The following is a 17,147-nucleotide window of genomic DNA, read 5'->3' on the forward strand; positions in this document are numbered from 1 at the left end:
TTGGTACGATATCGCTCAAATTCCTAACAAACTTAAGCGACCATTTCTGGAGAAACATTCGATCAATTGAAATGCAATCTAGAATTGAAGAATTTCTCAATTCCAGATTGTGTATTATGCTTAAGTATCTAATCCGCGACCAGTCTTATGCTGCAATTCATCAATTCTTTTTGAAGCATCCGCTTTTGATAAATGCTCATCAAAAGGCTCTCCGGCTTCATCAGACAAAGTTTTTAAATAAGAACTTTGAGCCCCAGTCATCGGCTCGTCGCCAGTGGTCCAGTCATCTGGATTTTTTACCGTATTAGAACCCTTTAATTCGTTTTCGCCCGCTACACCTGAAGGCTGCTGTTGTGGCGCATTGTCGTCTTGATTATTTGTCATGTCCTTTGTATTTATTCCATTATAGCAACAGTTCAAAATCAATCATGTTTAACTTTATTCTTTTTAAGAGTTGATTTGGAAGATTTGATGTATTTCCTTCTTATTAGATGCCCTTAAATGGGCTGGGATCGCAGTGCGAAAATCGTATCTATACTTACTAAAAGTTTTAATTTTTTATAAAATATTCAGTTTCGCAGTATTCTATAAAATATTATTTTAGCGAAAAAAAAATAATGCAAAAAGGAACAGTAAAATTTTTTAATGAAACTAAAGGTTTTGGTTTCATCAAGTCAAGCACAGGTGAGGAAATCTTTGTTCACGCCTCTGGTTTGGTACACAATATCAAAGAGGGTGATGAAGTAACTTTCGAAACTAAAGAAGGCAAAAAAGGTATAAATGCGGTTGATGTTAGAATCGCTGTCGACTAATTAAATGCTAAATGTGGTCAGGTTTGTTGGCCACATTTTCGATCATTGCCATAAAGCAAACAGTCACGGTGCAAATCGCACCACAATAAGGATTTACATCAAAAAAAAGCGTTCGCTACCCCCGGCGATTCGTTATATTCATCAGTAGAATATTAACTATTGAGGTTAATTACCTAACCCGATTGGAGGTTTGTACCTGTTTTAAACTTACCAGAAACCAATATTTTTTTTGCCTGTTAGGTGGATAATTACAGCGATTAACTGAAATTGTCTAACCTAATTATCTTATGGAACACACCGAATTTGCGGCAGCTATTAATGTACATGCTAAACAGTTATTAACTCATGCGCTTAATTTTACCAGGGATGAGGATGATGCGAAAGATTTGCTTCAGGAAACACTAATCAAGGGCATTCGTTTCTGTGGGAAATTTGATAGCGGAACAAATTTAAAAGGATGGCTTTTTGTGATCATGCGCAATACATTTATTAATGATTTTAATAGGACCAGAAAGAAGAAAGATGTAATCAGCGTTGAAGAAGAACTTAGTAGTGCCCAACTTGTACAAAGCTCAACGCGTAATGGTTGCGAGCATAATTTTGCCATGGAAGATATTGCTAGCGCAATGAACTCGATTAGAGATGAATACCGGGTGCCTTTTCAGCTATATTTTGAGGGCTATAAGTATGAAGAAATTGCACAAGAACTGGATATTCCCCTCGGAACAGTTAAAACCCATATCCATCAGGCGAGGATAAGCCTCAAAAAATGTTTGAAACAATATCGCGATTAACTTAAACTACCTTCATAGGGTAAAATTGTACGTCCGTACCTGAAAAGGGTGGGCGTATTTTGCTACTAACGCTTCCTTATTATGGTTTTGATTTTTGGAAATAAACCACTTTTACGTATTGGTTCATTCAGGAGCGATTTGATTAGCCTGGATAGCGAGTTAATGTCAAATGGTTTTTCCAGTATGGCATTGCAGCCAAACTCATCCATAGAAGAAATGATTTTCACATAGGCAGACATCAGAATTATGGGTGTTTTTTTAAATTTATCTAATTCACGGATGGCACCGCTTAATTCTCCGCCATTCCAATCTGTAAGCATGTAGTCAATTAAAAAAAGATCAGGCATGAATGCCTCTATCTTGCTAAATACATGCCCTGTTCCAGACAGAGCCAGGCATTCATATCCTTCAGAAGAAAGTATTTCCTGAATGGTTTCAAGTAATACCAGATCATCTTCTATTATTATGATTTTCTTCCTGGGCATTATGTTTCGATAATAGTACGATGTTTACATTTGTTTTGACCTCATAGATTAGCCAAATCAGCTAATTTTGATTTTATTGAGGTAATGTCTTGTTGACTAATTTGTGAGAACAGGTGATGACCCTGATGTTGATATGTTATGCAAAAAGTCAATGTTTTTTCCATAGTTAGGATAAAATTTGTTTCTGTCCATCACATATTTCTGTTTCATGGCTATCGAAGGAACGCTTAATTTATAAATATACAACCCATTGATATGAGAATTCTCCGTATCAAATTTTCCAAGAAGTTTTACATCTTTTGCCAATCTCTGAACCTTTAAGGGCGAATCTTTGGACAGATAAATTATGATGTGCATGTTTAATTGATCAGGAGAATACAGCAAAAAACTATTATCCGGAGAAATCACTTGCGGAATATTTGGTTGTCCGTAGAATTTTAGTGCGCCGGCAATGGCATAATTATTTGTCAGGATGGAAATTTCTCGATCATTTTGAACGTATTGAGTGCCGGCAAGACTGTTAACTTTGGCGGTTAATTCCTTCCATCCAGTCATATCAGCAAAAAATTGAGGAATGCTACCTTGTTTACCGTCTTCATAACGTAGTGGCCTGGAGAAGTTGGTTAACGCAATCATTTTTTTACTGTAAGCCCTGCACACATCCGTCGAGAAAATGGGTATAACAATAGGCAGACTGAGTATAGCGAAAAAATAAATCATTCCGATAAAAAACATCCTTGTAGCGAGTCGTTTTTGAATCAACATTTGCGCCCAACAGTAACCGCCCGCTGCAAATAATAATGGAAAAACTCCCAGCCCGTAGTAAAGCTTTCCCTTTAAAAAAGTGAGGGAAATAATGATGATTAGAAATGTAATTGGCCAGTATCTTAATTGTTTAGTATCTTTTTGCTCCAACCATAAATAAATTAGTCCAGCTGTCCAGATGGCAACACTGGCTCCATGGAAGAAAAAGAGCTGCAGCAAATAGTCCCCGAAATCTATGTTAAAATTGCTTTTACCTACGCTAGCGGTGTAGTGAAAAATAGGTAAGCCATGAAACCATTGCCAGATGAGGTTTGGCATAATGATGAGAAAACATAAAACAGCGGGGCCTGAAAGCTTTTTAATGTTGCGGCTTATTGATTTTGGTGAAATAATCAGGATGGAAATTAAAACCGATGCAGCCAATAACAATATGCTGTACTTGTTAAGCATTCCGAAACCCAGTGATATTGCAGCAAGATACAAGTAGGATGTTTTTTTATACTGCTGATAGGCCACAATTGCGAAAATAAGCAGTGTCCAGAAAAATTGATCAAAAACAGCTGGTTGTAACAGATATGAAGTTGCGAGAAATGATGGAGAGCAAATTAGCGCTGAACAGGCAATAGTGATTGCCAACTTCTTTCCACCCAAAAGTGTGGTAAGATAACCAGTTAATATTACTGTTGCCGACGAAGAGAGACAGGGAATAAGTCGGAAACTAAATGTGGCGTTGCCGAAAAACAATTCTGACATCCAAGCAACCCAGGTTACAAATGGTGAAATGTCGAGGTAGCCCCAGGAAAGGTGCCGGCTTAACTCAATGTAATAAAGTTCGTCTGCATGCAATCCATATCCCTCCAGGGTAAAAATATGAATCAGCATTTTTATTAATCCAAAACCCAGGATAATGAAATGGAGCGGACGCTGATCTGCTGATTCAAGTTCTGTGAAGCGAATATGGTTCATCAAATGCAGCTAATTATAATTATAGGATTAGATTTTTTCGGACTGTATAATTTATGCGCATATCCGGCCATGGTAATTAAATCTATTCAACAAAAATGTGGGTAAATTGATTTAGATATTGTAATACGAAAATAAGTATTTATTAGGTTAATTGTCGCCAATGAGTCGCTTAACCGTATCAATTAAGGTATTTAGGTCAAAGGGTTTTGGAATAAAGGATGCATCTGAACAGGATAAGGCAACATCGGCAGAAGTAAAATGGGCACTCATCATAAGTATCGGAACGTTTTGTTGTAACGCATTCAGCTCTTTACAAACTTCGATCCCATTACCATCAGGTAACATAACATCTAATATAAAAAGGTCGGGAACGTCATTGGTATTGGCTGCCATAAATTTTTCTACATTTTCAAAGCTGGTCACTTCATAATTCTCTAAATTTAGGATTAGCTCAATCACTTGTCTAATGCCTTCGTCGTCTTCTAATAAAAATACTCTTTTTGCCATAACTATCATTTGTGTGTATCTGAACAAGCCATAATTTAGCCTGAATGTTTTATTTTTTATTTCATAATTGATATGATGAAACTCAAAAAGTAGTGTTTTAAAACGATAAAGCAGTACAATAAATTTAAATGAAGTTTTTCAGCAGGACTTGTTTATAGATTAATGAACAAATATTTAAACCAATCGACCATCTATGTGTTAAACACAGGTAACCTTAAAAGCTCGAATCAACTACAACCCATATGGCAGCAAATGGGTTTAAATTAAATCGGTTTATAAATATGTATAATTTTTTGCCTTTGCTTCACGTACGTACGCTTTTTATCCTCGCTCTTTCTATATTGGTTTTTTCCGGTACGGTAAAATCACAAGATTCTTTAAAAAGAGTTAAAGATTCCATCCAGGTGATTCCAGATACCTTACTTTTTAGGATACAAACGGCACAGGCAGCCATTACAGAGATTAATGCAGCCAACAAAAAAGGCTATGGAGTTAGTGAAACGAAAGAAAGATTAAAGGTACTTGCATCAAGTATTGCTTCGGTAAAACGAGATTTTAACACCGGAAAAGAGAGTGCCGAAAACAGAAGCCTGGTAAGCTATAAATTAATCCTTAAAGACATACAAACCGAACTGTCATCACTTTCCACCCGAATGATGAAAGGTAATGCTGATTTGCAGCGGATGTCGCAGCAAGTGGTTGAACTCAGTTCCGACTCACTGCTACTCATAAATGATCAGGATGCGCAGAAAGCGTTGTATAAGCCTCAATTGTTGCAAATTAAACTGCGATTACAAAAAGTAGGCGAGGTTACGGGGAGAAATCTCTCGCAGGTAGGGGAGCTTTTGGCAAAATCTTCCGCTATGGGTATTGAGGTTAACGATTTGCAGGTTGCGCTAGATGAGCAGCTGGAAAAGTCTGGTAAAATTGCCGCCAACCGTGAGGTGCCCTACATTTGGGCCGCACCCTGGAATTTCTTCGACTTTAGCCAGCTCAGCTTAAGGTTGTCAGATGCTTTCCTGGGTCAGGGAGAAATTCTGCAATACTTTTTAAATTCAACCTGGGATACGGCATTAATGGTGCTGATATTTATCGCGATTTTCTTTGTATGGGTTCACCGCAATTTCATCACCGCGGGCCGTTTGTCTGTCAAAAGAAAAATCGGAGAACTTAAATTCGACTATCTGCGTGCTTATCCGGTGATGGCCAGCACAATTGTTTTACTTTGCGTAATGCCGGTGTTTCAGCCCGATGCGCCATCTATATATATTGAACTGGTACAATTAGTTTTAGTGGTGGTGATTACCATCCATTTGAGAAAAACGTTATCAAACAGCGCTTTAAAAACTTGGTTCTTAATGCTTGCCGGATTCATTTTTTTGATTTTCTCTTCCAGCCTGATTAGTGAAGCGTTCTTGCCACGCATCTTTTTGTTGAGCATTCACCTGCTTTTCCTGTTGCTTGGTATCAAAATGTATCGTTCTGTAAAAATTCCACAGTTTCCAAAAAGATTTTTTAAAGTTGCAATTGCAGCTTTGGTGTTTATGACTGGCCTCGCCATCATCCTGAACATTTTTGGAAGAATTAGTCTAGCCAAAGTTTTCGGACTGGCAGGAGTGATCAGTTTAACGCAAATTATTTCGCTGGCAGTTTTTGTACAGATCCTGATCGATGCACTGGAACTTCAAATCAAAATCAGCTCGGTTAAAAAAGGTTTTTTCTCCAGGCTCAATCCTGACACCTTAAAATCTAAATTTAAAAAAGTACTCGCGGTATTTAGTTTTATCATTTGGGTAATGGTTTTGTTTAATAATCTGGGCATGACTTCCGGCATAACCAGTTTGCTGAATGCGTTACTTTCCAAAGAGCGTACCTTTGGCAGTATTCATTTCTCTTTGGGCAATGTGCTGTTTTTCGTGGTCATCATTTACATTTCCAATAAACTGCAAAAACATGTTCCCATACTTTTTGGCGAGCAACGAGTTAGTTTCGATGGTGCAAGCGACCACAAGGGTTCAAAAGTTGCGTTGTTTCGGTTAATTATTATTGTAATTGGGCTGCTGCTCGCCTTTACCGCATCCGGACTTCCGATGGATAAGCTTACTGTTGTTTTAGGGGCGCTTGGCGTGGGTATCGGTTTAGGTATGCAAAATATTGTCAACAACTTTGTTTCGGGCATTATTTTAATTTTTGAAAAACCATTCAGGATTGGAGACTACGTAGAGCTTGCAGATAAAAAAGGCAAAGTTCAGGATATAGGCATCAGGTCGAGCAAATTGTTAACGCCCCAGGGTTCGGAGGTGATCATTCCCAACGGGGATTTACTTTCAGGCAGATTGGTAAACTGGACCTTGAGTAATGATTATCTTAAATCGGAGCTGCTTTTCAAAATCGGTTCTTCTGCTGATATGCAGCAAGTACAACAAATTATCACATCGGTAATAAAGGAATCGGCACACGTTGTAACCAATCTTCAGCCAGAGATACTGGTTAATAATTTAGCTGCGGATAGTATTGAGCTCAAAATCCTGGTATGGATTAATAATGTTTATGTAGAAGCCGCTTTTAAAAGCGATACGTTACTACGCCTAATGACTGCTTTTCAACAAGCAGGTATTAAATTAATATAAGTTTTTAAATTGTGGAAAATTAATAAATATGAAAAATCTTGACTTACCGAAGTGGACCATTGCACTTCCTCTAATAAGTGCAGTAGCCTATTTTTTTACAGGTGTTGATTCTGGAGTGGTTGTAAAGGTTATTCTGGCCGCCTTATTGGTTGGTAGTGTTTTAGCTTCTGTACATCATGCTGAGGTAATTGCGCATAAGGTTGGAGAACCTTTTGGTACCATTATTCTTGCCTTGGCCATTACCACCATTGAGGTGGGTTTAATCGTATCGCTTATGTTAGCTGGTGGGGAAAATACCCGCGAACTGGCCAGAGATACCGTATTTGCTGCGGTGATGATTATTCTCACCGCAATTGTTGGCATTTGTTTGCTCCGGGGTGGAATTAAGTTTAAAGAGCAACTCTATAAACTTCAGGGCGTAAATGCGGCTTTAATTACCCTTGCATCCATTTTGGTACTTACACTGATACTTCCAAATTATACATTAAGTGCGAAAATAGGTGAGTATACCGTCAGCCAGCTCATTTTTGTTTCGCTGGTTTCTCTTGTTTTATACGGTGGTTTTATTTTTATGCAAACGGTTCGGCACAGGGATTATTTCTTGCCAAAAAATTCGAGTTCTGAAGATGATCACATGGAGGCGCCCACTAAACTAACAGCAATTGCCAGTTTGGTATTGTTACTGATAAGCTTATTTGCAGTAGTGGTATTGGCTAAGTTGCTTTCTAAAGATATCGAGGTGATGGTAATCGATTTAGGTGCACCTCAATCGGTGGTTGGTGTAATTATCGCGGCCATTGTGCTGCTACCAGAAGGCATGGCCGCTTATCGGGCAGCAAAATCTGATCGGTTACAAACCAGTTTAAACCTGGCTTTAGGTTCGGCATTGGCCAGTATCGGGTTAACGATTCCGGCTGTCGCTGCGGTTTCGATCATTTTCGAAATGCCCATTACACTAGGAATTGATATGAGTTCTACGGTTCTGCTGTTGCTTTCAATGATTACGATAATGTTTTCGCTGGCTACAGGGAAAACCAATGTGCAACAAGGCGTGGTGTTACTGGTAATATTTGCCTCTTATCTTTTTTACACGGTTGTGCCTTAATAGGTGCAACCAGATTTATTTACAAGTATTAATTCTTTTTGAAGCTTAAGACAAACAGCCTTCGCAATCCTTATTTCCTGAAACAAGCCATAAGCAGGCGATCCAGCTCAGTACTGCTGTAGACACACCTAGTTCAGGATCATTTAGCGTAAAAGAGGAGAGGACAGCAATAATAGAGATTCCGGTAGCAAATAGAAATGGGATAAACTTTTTCATGGGATGATTTTTATAACACAGGTCAAAAATTAATCCAGTTTCAATGTGAAAATCGATTTAACAATCAATATTTCTTTAAGCTGACATTTCAACTAAAAAAGTCAGTATTATGGTTTTCTTGTTATTTGATATATCATACGAAAGACCAGAATGGCAGCGGGAATAAAATACGGATTTCCTAAAAAAAATTACGAGTTTTTACCTATTAGTAAAACCATAAAGTGTCATAATTGGTTATGAATTCGGTAATATCATATTTGGAAATGGTATTGATGGATAATTAATTATGGAGGAAAATAAGCATGCTTATAATGGTGAGTTGGTGGCAGGGTCAAACATGATGATGCTCGACTATCTGTTTAATCAGGAAGACCAGTTAACGGCTTACCAACTTATTAGGCATGCTGAAGGTGGCGCCTGGCAGGTAATCTCAAGTGGCTTGCTTATTGCCGTCCTCTTCAAAACTGATGGTAAATGGGATGCGCTTGGTGGTGCTGCTATTGATATCGAGAGTATACTGAAAATAGGCAGTTTTATCGATCAGCAGCATTTTAACCGCTTGCCTGCCAAAATAAAACAACATTGGGAAGAGTTTGTAGCCGAAGTAGTGGTTAAAAGTGATAGTGAATACCTTATCGTTACCGCTCCGGATATTAATTTTTCAGGTTTCAAAAAATTTTTCTCTGAGTATATTGGGCATATGGTGGAAGATGAGTGGCCCATAGAATTTAAAGTATATGACGCCGGTTTTAATGAAGATTTTGTGGTTCGTGTATTTTAAATTGATCAGTATGTCATTTTTAACCACGATTAGTTGTGAAAAAACCACTTCATACCTGGTATTTAATATTTAATTTTGTTTGGCTTATAACCAGGTATTTCAATGAAAATTTATTCCCCACCGTCTGCAGAAACCTTAAATACTTTCCACGCTTTACCTGAAATGTACCTGGTTTTATCACCAAGTTTTCATATCCTCACCGCAAGTGATCTTTATTTATCTTCAACCTATCGATCCAGAATTGCAATTGAAGGTAAATATGTCTTCGACATCTTTCCGGATAATCCTGATGATGCCGGATTTGGAGCAATTGAAATATTAAGGACAGCGTTAGTTGATGTAGTTCAAACGAACTCCCCGAATACCATGCCCATACTTCGGTATGATCTCGAAGATTTGCATACTCATCAGTTTGTTGAGCGATATTGGAGCATTAGCCACACACCGGTTTTTGATGCAGAAGGGCAACTGAGCTACATTATACAGTTGGTAAAAGAAGTTACTCAGCTGGTGTTAGAAAGTAACTTAGTAAAGCAGCAAAAGATAGATCAGCAGAAAAACCTAGTTGAAATTGAACAGCTTAATGATGAGCGGGAGCTGATGGATAAAAAGCTGACCAGAACATTAGATGAGCTTAAAGAAACAAATCTCTATCTGGAAGAAAAGGTTAAACGCCGTACGGATTCATTAAAGCTTAGCGAAGAAAAATACCGCAACCTGATTGAACAAAGTCCGGTTGCGATGCAGGTTTTTCGAGGAGAAGATATGGTTTTGGAGGTTGTTAATGAAGCAATGTTAGCCTTTTTAGGCAAAGGACCAGATATTATTGGTAAACCACTGTTCGAAGGCGTACCAGAGATTGTTGGCCAGCCAATTGTTGATGTTTTGTATAATGTCTATCGCACCGGCGCTCCATTTGAACTTATGGCAGAAGAGGTGATTTTGGAACATGATGGCAAGAAAGTTGCCGGTTTTTACGACGTAATATATCGACCTGTATATGAGCTGGGTAAAATATCTGGCGTTTTGGGTATTGCACTCGATGTTACCCATCAGGTAAGTTCACAACGATCGCTTGCGGCAAGTGAGCAGCGTTTCCGTACCATGGCCGAGGCCAGTGATATTTTAATATCAACAAATGACGCTAAAGGAAATCTGAATTATCTGAATCATGCCTGGGTAAACCTTACGGGATGGCATACCAAAGATTTGGAAAATTTTCCCTGGTCGTCATTCGTTCATCCAGATGAACGAGCTGAAGTTGAAGGAATTTTTGCAAATGCACTAATAGCGCATTCCTCATTTTTTAATGAATTTAGAATTCTAAACAAAACAGGGGAATATCGTTGGTTACGAATTAAAGGAAATCCAATTTTTGACGGAGAAGGGAATTTTGATGGATTTATTTGCTCGAGTTTAGATGTAACGGAAGAGAAACAATATCTGTTAGAAATTCAATCTGTTAATAAAGCATTGATCGAAGCTAACGAAAGTCAATTCCTCATAAATGAAAAGTTGCAGCAAGCTAATATTAAGCTAAAGCTTAGCGAAGAAAATTTGCAATCGGCATTTAATGCCGGAGAACTAGGGAGTTGCAGTTTAGACTTAAAAACCGGTATTGCAGACATGTCGAGCAGGTACCGGTCACTTTACGGCCTTCCCATAAATGGTGAAATTACCTGGGAAATGGTACTGGAATCTGTTGAGCCAGAATTTATACCCGAGGTAAATAAAGTGTTAGAGAATGCAATAAAATTCGGTACTCCGGTTGATAGTACTTACGCTATCCGTCATTTAACCAGCGGTGAACGCAGATGGATGCGGGTGGTAGGTAAAGTAAATCAGGATATTGATGGCGTAAATGAAAGTGTGTATGCGGTAGTAATGGATGTTACGCCTCAAAAAGAGGATGAACAAAGGAAAAATGATTTCATTGCCATGGTAAGTCATGAACTAAAAACACCGGTAACATCAATTACAGGTTATTTGCAGGTGCTGCAACGATTATTCAAAAATACCGAAGATGATTTTACGGGTTCAGTGCTTGATAAAATGGGACGGCAGTTAACTAAAATGACTACCATGATTAACGGATTTCTGAATGTTTCCCGACTGGAATCTGGAAAAATTCACCTCGATCGCCAGCTTTTTAATTTTTCTGATCTACTAGCTGATATTGAAGATGAATACAGGCACATTGTTTCTACGCACCATATTCAATTCAGCCCTTCAACAGAAATTATTTTAAATGGCGACCGCGATAAAATTGGACACGTGGTAAATAATCTGCTCAGCAATGCGGTAAAATATTCACCCATCCGTTCCGAAATATTACTGTCTTGTACAACAGCTAACAATACACTCATTTTCAGTGTGAAAGATCAGGGTGAGGGTATTCCTGAAGAAGACATTCCGCATTTATTCGATAGATATTACAGGGTTCAAAACCTGGATACCCGAAATATTGCAGGATTTGGAATTGGGCTTTATCTTTCGGCAGAAATCATTAAAAGTCATTCCGGAAAAATTTGGGTAGAAAGTGTACGCGGCATAGGTTCAACGTTTTATGTGTCCTTACCACTCCACTCCTGAGCAATGCACCACCCAATATTTCCAGGGAAATTTTTAGGTATTCATCACTGCGATGATTGCAAAATCATGCTGATCAAATCATTTTAACTGTACATCTTCAATAATCTCCGTAAAATTATCGATTTCAAAAGGTTTCTCTAGATAAGCATCACAGTATTCTTTTAAACGCTCAGGCTGAATTACTAAAGCACTTGTTACTACAAGTTTGATGTGTGAAGTTTTTGAATCTGATTTTAGTTCCCTGCAGATATTAATTCCATCTTCGTCTCCCAGGTGCACATCAATGATTGCAATATCTGGCTGAAATTCTTCGACATCGTTTTTCCACTGGCGTGGAGAAGAAATGGGAAGTACCTGATAATTATCTTTTAAAATTGTGGTCATTACGTTCAAAATGTCAATGTCATCTTCAATAATTAGAACTTTACGCATGTTTTGGGACTGATTTTTTTGTTATCTTATTTTTATATGAGGTATCTCCTTCAAATCAGCTAAAATATAGAAGGTCATATTGGTAGGTAATCAACCAATATAGTCTGTTCTCCATTCGGTTCTAACTGTTATTTTAGTGATGAGGATTTTAAATTTATAGGTATAAACACCTGTTTTTTATTTTGGTTTTTGGATTAAAAAAATCTGCATAAATTTATATGATGAACGCATTTTTCGCTTTGTAAATTACTGTTGTTCAAGGGAAAATGATCCCAGTAAAGTAAACAGCTTTTTGTTATTTTTTGTACACATTCAACTTATATTGGTAGGTAGCCAGAAAATAACGTCTTAGAATATTCCGATCGGAAATGCCTATAGCATTATTAAAGGCGTAACGGTTAATCGAAATGTTTTGATCAAATAAATCGTAAACTGAAAGTTTGAGCTGCCCGCGATCTTTTTTTAGCATTTGAATGGAAAGTGCAAGGTTGAGTTGGTGCGAACTGCGTTGAAAACCCTGCCCAATTTGAGGATTGTAAAAAAATGTATAGTTAGCATCTACAATTATTCTTTTTGGCCACCTCAGGCTAAAATCTCCACCGGCAGAGTGGGTGTAAGTATTTACTTTGGCGAAATCAACATCTTTGTAACGAGTCATTTGTTTATAGAAATCATACTTGGCATTCAGGCTCAGCAAATCGCCATAGTTCAGGTTGATGTTTTCTCCAAAACCAATATCCAGCGAATTTTGAAAGCCTTCGTCGGCGTTAAGGATAAATGGCCTTTGGTTGATGTTTGTTCTTGCAGAGGTATTCAAACCAACTTGCCATTTTTGCGATTTTTTAAATTGCTTACCGATATTCATACCCAAATAACCATATCGGTAACCACCACGTGTAACAAAACTTGCTATGGTAGCACCAGAACTATTTACATTGCTGCGTTGCAAAACACCATTATTGCTAAAGTTGAAACCAGAGTATAAATTGAAATTGATTTGCTTGGCGTGGCTATATTTATAAACGTTCAGATTGACTGTACGTACCAGGTTTGCCTTCAGATCGGGATTTCCTATAGTGGTGTATAACTGATTGAATTGGCGGGCAATGGGTTGCATCTGGGAAATTCCGGGAAGATCCAAACGCTCATCATAACTCAGTGAAAAACTTGGTGCATCAAACCTGAAGGATGGATAAAAATTATAATATTTTCGGTTGATATCTTCATAACCGAAATTAAATTCGTTACGTACATCCTGATATTCCCCCTTAACCGATACCCTTAAACTATAATCTTTAGTGATTTTATAAAAAAACTGCGGACGAAGGCTTTGAATGAAAACGTTACGCTGCAAATCATTACTTAGGTTGGTCAGGAAAAAATCGTAAAGCATTGTCGATTGATTGTATTCGAAAGTACTTGCCAGATCTATATTGCTCGAAAAACGCGTTCCGGAATTCAGTTCGAGCGTAAGCTTTTTACCCAGGGGATAATTGTACGTTACTGATAAATCTCCGGAGTTTGATTTATTCCAGCTTTCCCGATAACGATCCTGAATTTCTGATCTCACTTCCGCAGAAAAAGATTCGAGCCGGTATTTGTTAAAATCGTCATTATTGTTGCTGTTCAATTGGAGCGAATGGGTGATGTTAATCGATTCTCCTTTTTTCTTTAGCCTTCGGTAGTACATAAAGTTATGTGAGAAACCACTGTTATTCGCATTTGAGGTATTTAATCCGGCGCTTTCACTTAAACGGGGCAGCAAGGAGTTGGAACTGCTATTGCTATTTTCGTTTCTGTTATCTTGGTAAGATAGGTTTAGCCTGGGTTCATACCTCAAGCGCCTCATTGTATCCGGAACCCATTCTACCAATCCGCCAATAGCATGTTTATTGTTTTTATTATTGCTAACATTTCTGGAGTTATTAATTAAGGTGGTATTCGCTACAGTTTGCTCAATGTAATTTGTGCCATTGTAAAGGTTGTCGCTGTGGGTGAAAAAATAGGTGAGATTAAGCTTAAGTTTTTTACCATAGTTATTATTAACATTTATGCCACCCGAAGCTACGCTTTCAATGCCGCCATAACCCCGGCCCCCAAAAGTGCCATCGTAAATTTGTCCGCCACCGCCAGACCTGTCGAAACCGCCCATTGTATATAATTCCTGACCTGAAAAACCAGTGCGGTTTAAATTATTCGCCAGGCCAATTAAACTTACCTGGAGCGTATCTCTGAAATTACTTAAAATGCCTCCCGCTTCATAACGATCTCTGCTTCCGCCACCAGCATAAATTTTGCCCAAAGTACTTTTTTTAATCTTGCTTTTAAGTTTCAGGTTAATGATTTTGCTAACTTCAGAATTGCTCACCAGGTGATCAGGATCGTTTTCCCGGTCATCGTAAACCTGAATTTTAGCAACCAAATCCGCATCCAGGTTTTTTGTAGCCACTTTCGGATCGTCGCCAAAAAATTGCTTCCCGTCAATTAAAAGTTTACTTATCGGTTTTCCATTAACCAGAATCGAACCATCAACATTTACCTGAACGCCAGGAAGTTTTTTCAATAGCTCTTCAACTACTGCATTCGGCCTGGTTTTAAAAGCTTCAGTGTTAAATTCTACAGTATCCTTTTTAATGGTTACCGGCGATCTTTCACCCGTGATGACTACATCCAATAAATTATTGCCAGTTAAATAAATGGTTTTTAAATCCGTTAGTAATTCTTTCTGCAAGTGCAGATTTTGGCGGATGGTATTATAACCAACAAATGAAATGATAATTTTAACAGGCTTGTCAACCGCAATACCAGCAAGCTTAAAGCCTCCGGTTTTATCGGTTAAAGTGTAAGATATTAATGAGGTGTCTTTTGCGTTAACAATGGCGACTGTTGCAAATTCCATTGGCGCTTTTGATGCAGAATCGGCAACAATTCCTTTAACAGTTGTTTTGTTTTGCGCCAAAGCTTGCAGAGAAATGAATGCGAGGAGCAGCGAGAAAATTGATTTGAGCATTTAGATGTGATGAGAGTTGAGGGGTTTGTTGGTTAAATAAATAATGTGTCAACAGCGAAACACCATTTCCAATTGGATACCGGATGTTAAGTGATGTTAAAACGATTTACCAAGATAAGTAAAATATTAAATAACGCTCCTCAGGTATGAGATTGCAATGAAAAATGTTTGTTACAAGAATAAATTAGCTACACCTGGAAAAATCAGTTAGCAAACAGGCTTTTTTTTGGATTGTAAAACAGAAATGATCATCCCGATCTTCAAGATTCGATCGGGATGATATTACAGATTAGTTATTGTTGATGGCATTGACGAGGAAATAGCGCTGCGCTACAAATTGGTTTGTTTAAGCAACCCATCAATTTCCTCATTGAATGCGTGTACAAAATCAGTATAATATTTTCCGGTTGCCGGTCCGCTGTAACCGGTATGGATTTGAGCAACCTCACCTTTTTTATTGATGATGATCATCGTAGGGAATGACAGGAAATTATTGAGACCCGGAAGCGACTCGGCAACTTGTTTTTTATCAGGTTTACCTGCAATTACCTGATCATATTGAATGTCGAACTTATCACGAAATCTGCCCAGCGCCTTTTTTACATAAGCGGAATCAAGCTGACGCTCGTAGTGGATACCTACAACCTCAACGCCACGCTTGCGGTTCTCTTTATACCATGGCGAGATGAACGATGCTTCATCTACACAATTAGGGCACCAGGTACCGGTAATGGTTAAAATGACTACTTTATTCTTAAATTTCTCGTCACTCAATGAAATTTTCCTGCCGTTTACATCCGGAAGAGAAAAGTTTAGGGTTTTGTATCCATCTTTCAAAAAAGTTAATTTGGTAGCATCGGGAAGGGCCGCATTTTCATTTTGTTTTCCGGTAAATGGCGTATTTCCTCTGGCACTCACTACTTCACCTACAATTGTTCCATCTTTCAAAAATGTGCCTCTGTAGTAAGAAGGACTGGAACCTATAAAGCCCGAAAGGTAAAATTGATTGCCATCTACGCTGCCTTCAAGATAGCGGGAATCGCCGGTTATGCGGAGAAATGTGCCTGTAATTTTGTTTCCTGCCTGCTTAAAAACTCCAACGGCGTTTTCATTTTTGCCATCTGACGATTTAAATACGACATCATACTTTCCTGAAAAATCTGCATCTGGTTTTTGACCACTCGTTTTGAAGCGGTATTGATTTGCCTTGCTCGCTGATAGCGACAATGCTTTGCTAGATTCATCTTGCTTTTTTAACACACCAACAAGTGAATCACCCTGGATTTTGAAAGCCAGCACATTATCAAACTGATCGAGGTTAATCAATAATGAATCGCCTTTCTGTTTCACAAATCCGCCATCGAAATGTTCATCGGCATTTAAAAAACTGAGATAGGGCTGATTGCCAGTTCGATTTTTAATCTCAAAATTAAACGGAACCTCAACGCCAGGCCTGATGTTAAAAACACCTCGCCAAATTCCATTCGCCTGGAAGGAATTTTGGAGCTTTACGTTTTTCGTGTATGTTTTAATTTTTGTTTGCGCTGCAACTTGCTGTGTTAACAATGTGGCCACAACTATTGCGATATATTTTATTTTCATGGGATGATATCAACTGATGCGACAAATGTAACCATGATTTGTGTGAAGAAAAAAATATTTCAATAAAATCTATAGAATTACTAGACAATATGATTTTTATATTATCTTTGCGCCAGTTATTTTAAATACTTATCAAGAAAGGTGGAGGGAATGGCCCTGTGAAACCTTAGCAACCAGCCTTAAGGTATGGTGCTAATTCCATCCCAAAATTGTTTGGGGTAGTTAAGTCAGTTGAAGGCCAAATCATTAATAATATATGAGCGCACTCCTGATTTACGGGGGTGCTTTTTTTATAGGCAGATTTCCACAATTGATAAGTATAGATCTATTAGAAAAAAAATGAAAAAAACTAACGAGCAAGAATCTACTCAGTTTAACAATTTTAACATGTATTGGCGGGGCCGAATGTGTTAGGGTATCTGTTTGAAGTAATTTCAGCAAATACCATCT

The 17,147-nt window shown here is 38.1% G+C and carries 14 protein-coding genes and 1 riboswitch; of the genes, 6 read left to right on the plus strand and 8 right to left on the minus strand.

Features of this window, described 5'->3' with window-relative positions; translation table 11 throughout:
* Window positions 1–120: 120 nt before the first annotated feature.
* The gene (locus R2Q70_RS11825) at window positions 121–384 is read right to left on the minus strand and encodes a DUF3072 domain-containing protein (RefSeq protein ID WP_316807784.1); all 264 of its coding nucleotides are present in this window, start codon (window positions 382–384) and stop codon (window positions 121–123) included.
* 233 nt (window positions 385–617) lie between these two features.
* Between R2Q70_RS11825 and R2Q70_RS11830 the strand changes: the two genes are divergently transcribed.
* Window positions 618–812, plus strand: a complete 195-nt coding sequence (locus tag R2Q70_RS11830; protein ID WP_316807785.1) for a cold shock domain-containing protein — start codon at window positions 618–620, stop codon at window positions 810–812.
* A gap of 287 nt (window positions 813–1,099) precedes the next feature.
* Entirely contained in the window at window positions 1,100–1,606 is a 507-nt protein-coding gene (locus R2Q70_RS11835; protein ID WP_316807786.1) for an RNA polymerase sigma factor, read from the plus strand.
* Window positions 1,607–1,671: 65 nt separating this feature from the next.
* On the opposite strand, the gene R2Q70_RS11840 is transcribed toward R2Q70_RS11835, so the two are convergent.
* The 3 genes from R2Q70_RS11840 to R2Q70_RS11850 all read right to left on the minus strand — a co-directional run bounded on the left by R2Q70_RS11840 (window position 1,672) and on the right by R2Q70_RS11850 (window position 4,329).
* On the minus strand, window positions 1,672–2,091 hold the full coding sequence (locus tag R2Q70_RS11840) for a response regulator (protein WP_316807787.1): 420 nt from the start codon (window positions 2,089–2,091) through the stop codon (window positions 1,672–1,674).
* A gap of 96 nt (window positions 2,092–2,187) precedes the next feature.
* Entirely contained in the window at window positions 2,188–3,822 is a 1,635-nt protein-coding gene (locus R2Q70_RS11845) for an ArnT family glycosyltransferase (protein WP_316807788.1), read from the minus strand.
* 147 nt (window positions 3,823–3,969) lie between these two features.
* Entirely contained in the window at window positions 3,970–4,329 is a 360-nt protein-coding gene (locus tag R2Q70_RS11850) for a response regulator (RefSeq protein ID WP_316807789.1), read from the minus strand.
* Between the two features lie 281 nt (window positions 4,330–4,610).
* Here R2Q70_RS11850 and R2Q70_RS11855 point away from each other — a divergent pair, with 281 nt between their 5' ends.
* A complete protein-coding gene (locus R2Q70_RS11855; protein WP_316807790.1) occupies window positions 4,611–6,959 on the plus strand; it encodes a mechanosensitive ion channel family protein in 2,349 nt (782 codons plus the stop codon).
* A gap of 28 nt (window positions 6,960–6,987) precedes the next feature.
* A complete protein-coding gene (locus R2Q70_RS11860; protein WP_316807791.1) occupies window positions 6,988–8,064 on the plus strand; it encodes an ionic transporter y4hA in 1,077 nt (358 codons plus the stop codon).
* Between the two features lie 45 nt (window positions 8,065–8,109).
* On the opposite strand, the gene R2Q70_RS11865 is transcribed toward R2Q70_RS11860, so the two are convergent.
* On the minus strand, window positions 8,110–8,280 hold the full coding sequence (locus R2Q70_RS11865; protein WP_316807792.1) for a hypothetical protein: 171 nt from the start codon (window positions 8,278–8,280) through the stop codon (window positions 8,110–8,112).
* A 286-nt stretch (window positions 8,281–8,566) separates the two neighbouring features.
* On the opposite strand from R2Q70_RS11865, the gene R2Q70_RS11870 reads away from it, so the two are divergent.
* Window positions 8,567–9,061 carry a hypothetical protein gene (locus R2Q70_RS11870; protein ID WP_316807793.1) on the plus strand — a complete coding sequence of 165 codons (495 nt, stop codon included), beginning with the start codon at window positions 8,567–8,569 and terminating at the stop codon, window positions 9,059–9,061.
* Between the two features lie 102 nt (window positions 9,062–9,163).
* Window positions 9,164–11,653, plus strand: a complete 2,490-nt coding sequence (locus R2Q70_RS11875; RefSeq protein ID WP_316807794.1) for a PAS domain S-box protein — start codon at window positions 9,164–9,166, stop codon at window positions 11,651–11,653.
* A 78-nt stretch (window positions 11,654–11,731) separates the two neighbouring features.
* On the opposite strand, the gene R2Q70_RS11880 is transcribed toward R2Q70_RS11875, so the two are convergent.
* The 3 genes from R2Q70_RS11880 to R2Q70_RS11890 all read right to left on the minus strand — a co-directional run bounded on the left by R2Q70_RS11880 (window position 11,732) and on the right by R2Q70_RS11890 (window position 16,697).
* The gene (locus tag R2Q70_RS11880) at window positions 11,732–12,085 is read right to left on the minus strand and encodes a response regulator (protein WP_316807795.1); all 354 of its coding nucleotides are present in this window, start codon (window positions 12,083–12,085) and stop codon (window positions 11,732–11,734) included.
* A 295-nt stretch (window positions 12,086–12,380) separates the two neighbouring features.
* The gene (locus R2Q70_RS11885; RefSeq protein WP_316807796.1) at window positions 12,381–15,095 is read right to left on the minus strand and encodes an outer membrane beta-barrel protein; all 2,715 of its coding nucleotides are present in this window, start codon (window positions 15,093–15,095) and stop codon (window positions 12,381–12,383) included.
* 330 nt (window positions 15,096–15,425) lie between these two features.
* Window positions 15,426–16,697 (minus strand): TlpA disulfide reductase family protein, encoded by a 1,272-nt coding sequence (locus R2Q70_RS11890; protein WP_316807797.1) that lies wholly within the window; start codon window positions 16,695–16,697, stop codon window positions 15,426–15,428.
* Window positions 16,698–16,823: 126 nt separating this feature from the next.
* A riboswitch (SAM riboswitch) is annotated at window positions 16,824–16,926 on the plus strand.
* Window positions 16,927–17,147 lie beyond the last annotated feature (221 nt).

The sequence above is a fragment of the Pedobacter agri genome, from assembly GCF_032678665.1.
Lineage (GTDB): Bacteria > Bacteroidota > Bacteroidia > Sphingobacteriales > Sphingobacteriaceae > Pedobacter > Pedobacter agri_A.

Bases quoted from the DNA above. Each gene is read 5' to 3' on its own strand.
- R2Q70_RS11850 (WP_316807789.1), bottom strand. From the start codon at position 4,329: ATGGCAAAAAGAGTATTTTTATTAGAAGACGACGAAGGCATTAGACAA.
- R2Q70_RS11890 (WP_316807797.1), bottom strand. From the start codon at position 16,697: ATGAAAATAAAATATATCGCAATAGTTGTGGCCACATTGTTAACACAG.
- R2Q70_RS11860 (WP_316807791.1), top strand. From the start codon at position 6,988: ATGAAAAATCTTGACTTACCGAAGTGGACCATTGCACTTCCTCTAATA.
- R2Q70_RS11840 (WP_316807787.1), bottom strand. From the start codon at position 2,091: ATGCCCAGGAAGAAAATCATAATAATAGAAGATGATCTGGTATTACTT.
- R2Q70_RS11825 (WP_316807784.1), bottom strand. From the start codon at position 384: ATGACAAATAATCAAGACGACAATGCGCCACAACAGCAGCCTTCAGGT.
- R2Q70_RS11870 (WP_316807793.1), top strand. From the start codon at position 8,567: ATGGAGGAAAATAAGCATGCTTATAATGGTGAGTTGGTGGCAGGGTCA.
- R2Q70_RS11830 (WP_316807785.1), top strand. From the start codon at position 618: ATGCAAAAAGGAACAGTAAAATTTTTTAATGAAACTAAAGGTTTTGGT.
- R2Q70_RS11835 (WP_316807786.1), top strand. From the start codon at position 1,100: ATGGAACACACCGAATTTGCGGCAGCTATTAATGTACATGCTAAACAG.
- R2Q70_RS11855 (WP_316807790.1), top strand. From the start codon at position 4,611: ATGTATAATTTTTTGCCTTTGCTTCACGTACGTACGCTTTTTATCCTC.
- R2Q70_RS11880 (WP_316807795.1), bottom strand. From the start codon at position 12,085: ATGCGTAAAGTTCTAATTATTGAAGATGACATTGACATTTTGAACGTA.
- R2Q70_RS11845 (WP_316807788.1), bottom strand. From the start codon at position 3,822: ATGAACCATATTCGCTTCACAGAACTTGAATCAGCAGATCAGCGTCCG.
- R2Q70_RS11865 (WP_316807792.1), bottom strand. From the start codon at position 8,280: ATGAAAAAGTTTATCCCATTTCTATTTGCTACCGGAATCTCTATTATT.
- R2Q70_RS11885 (WP_316807796.1), bottom strand. From the start codon at position 15,095: ATGCTCAAATCAATTTTCTCGCTGCTCCTCGCATTCATTTCTCTGCAA.
- R2Q70_RS11875 (WP_316807794.1), top strand. From the start codon at position 9,164: ATGAAAATTTATTCCCCACCGTCTGCAGAAACCTTAAATACTTTCCAC.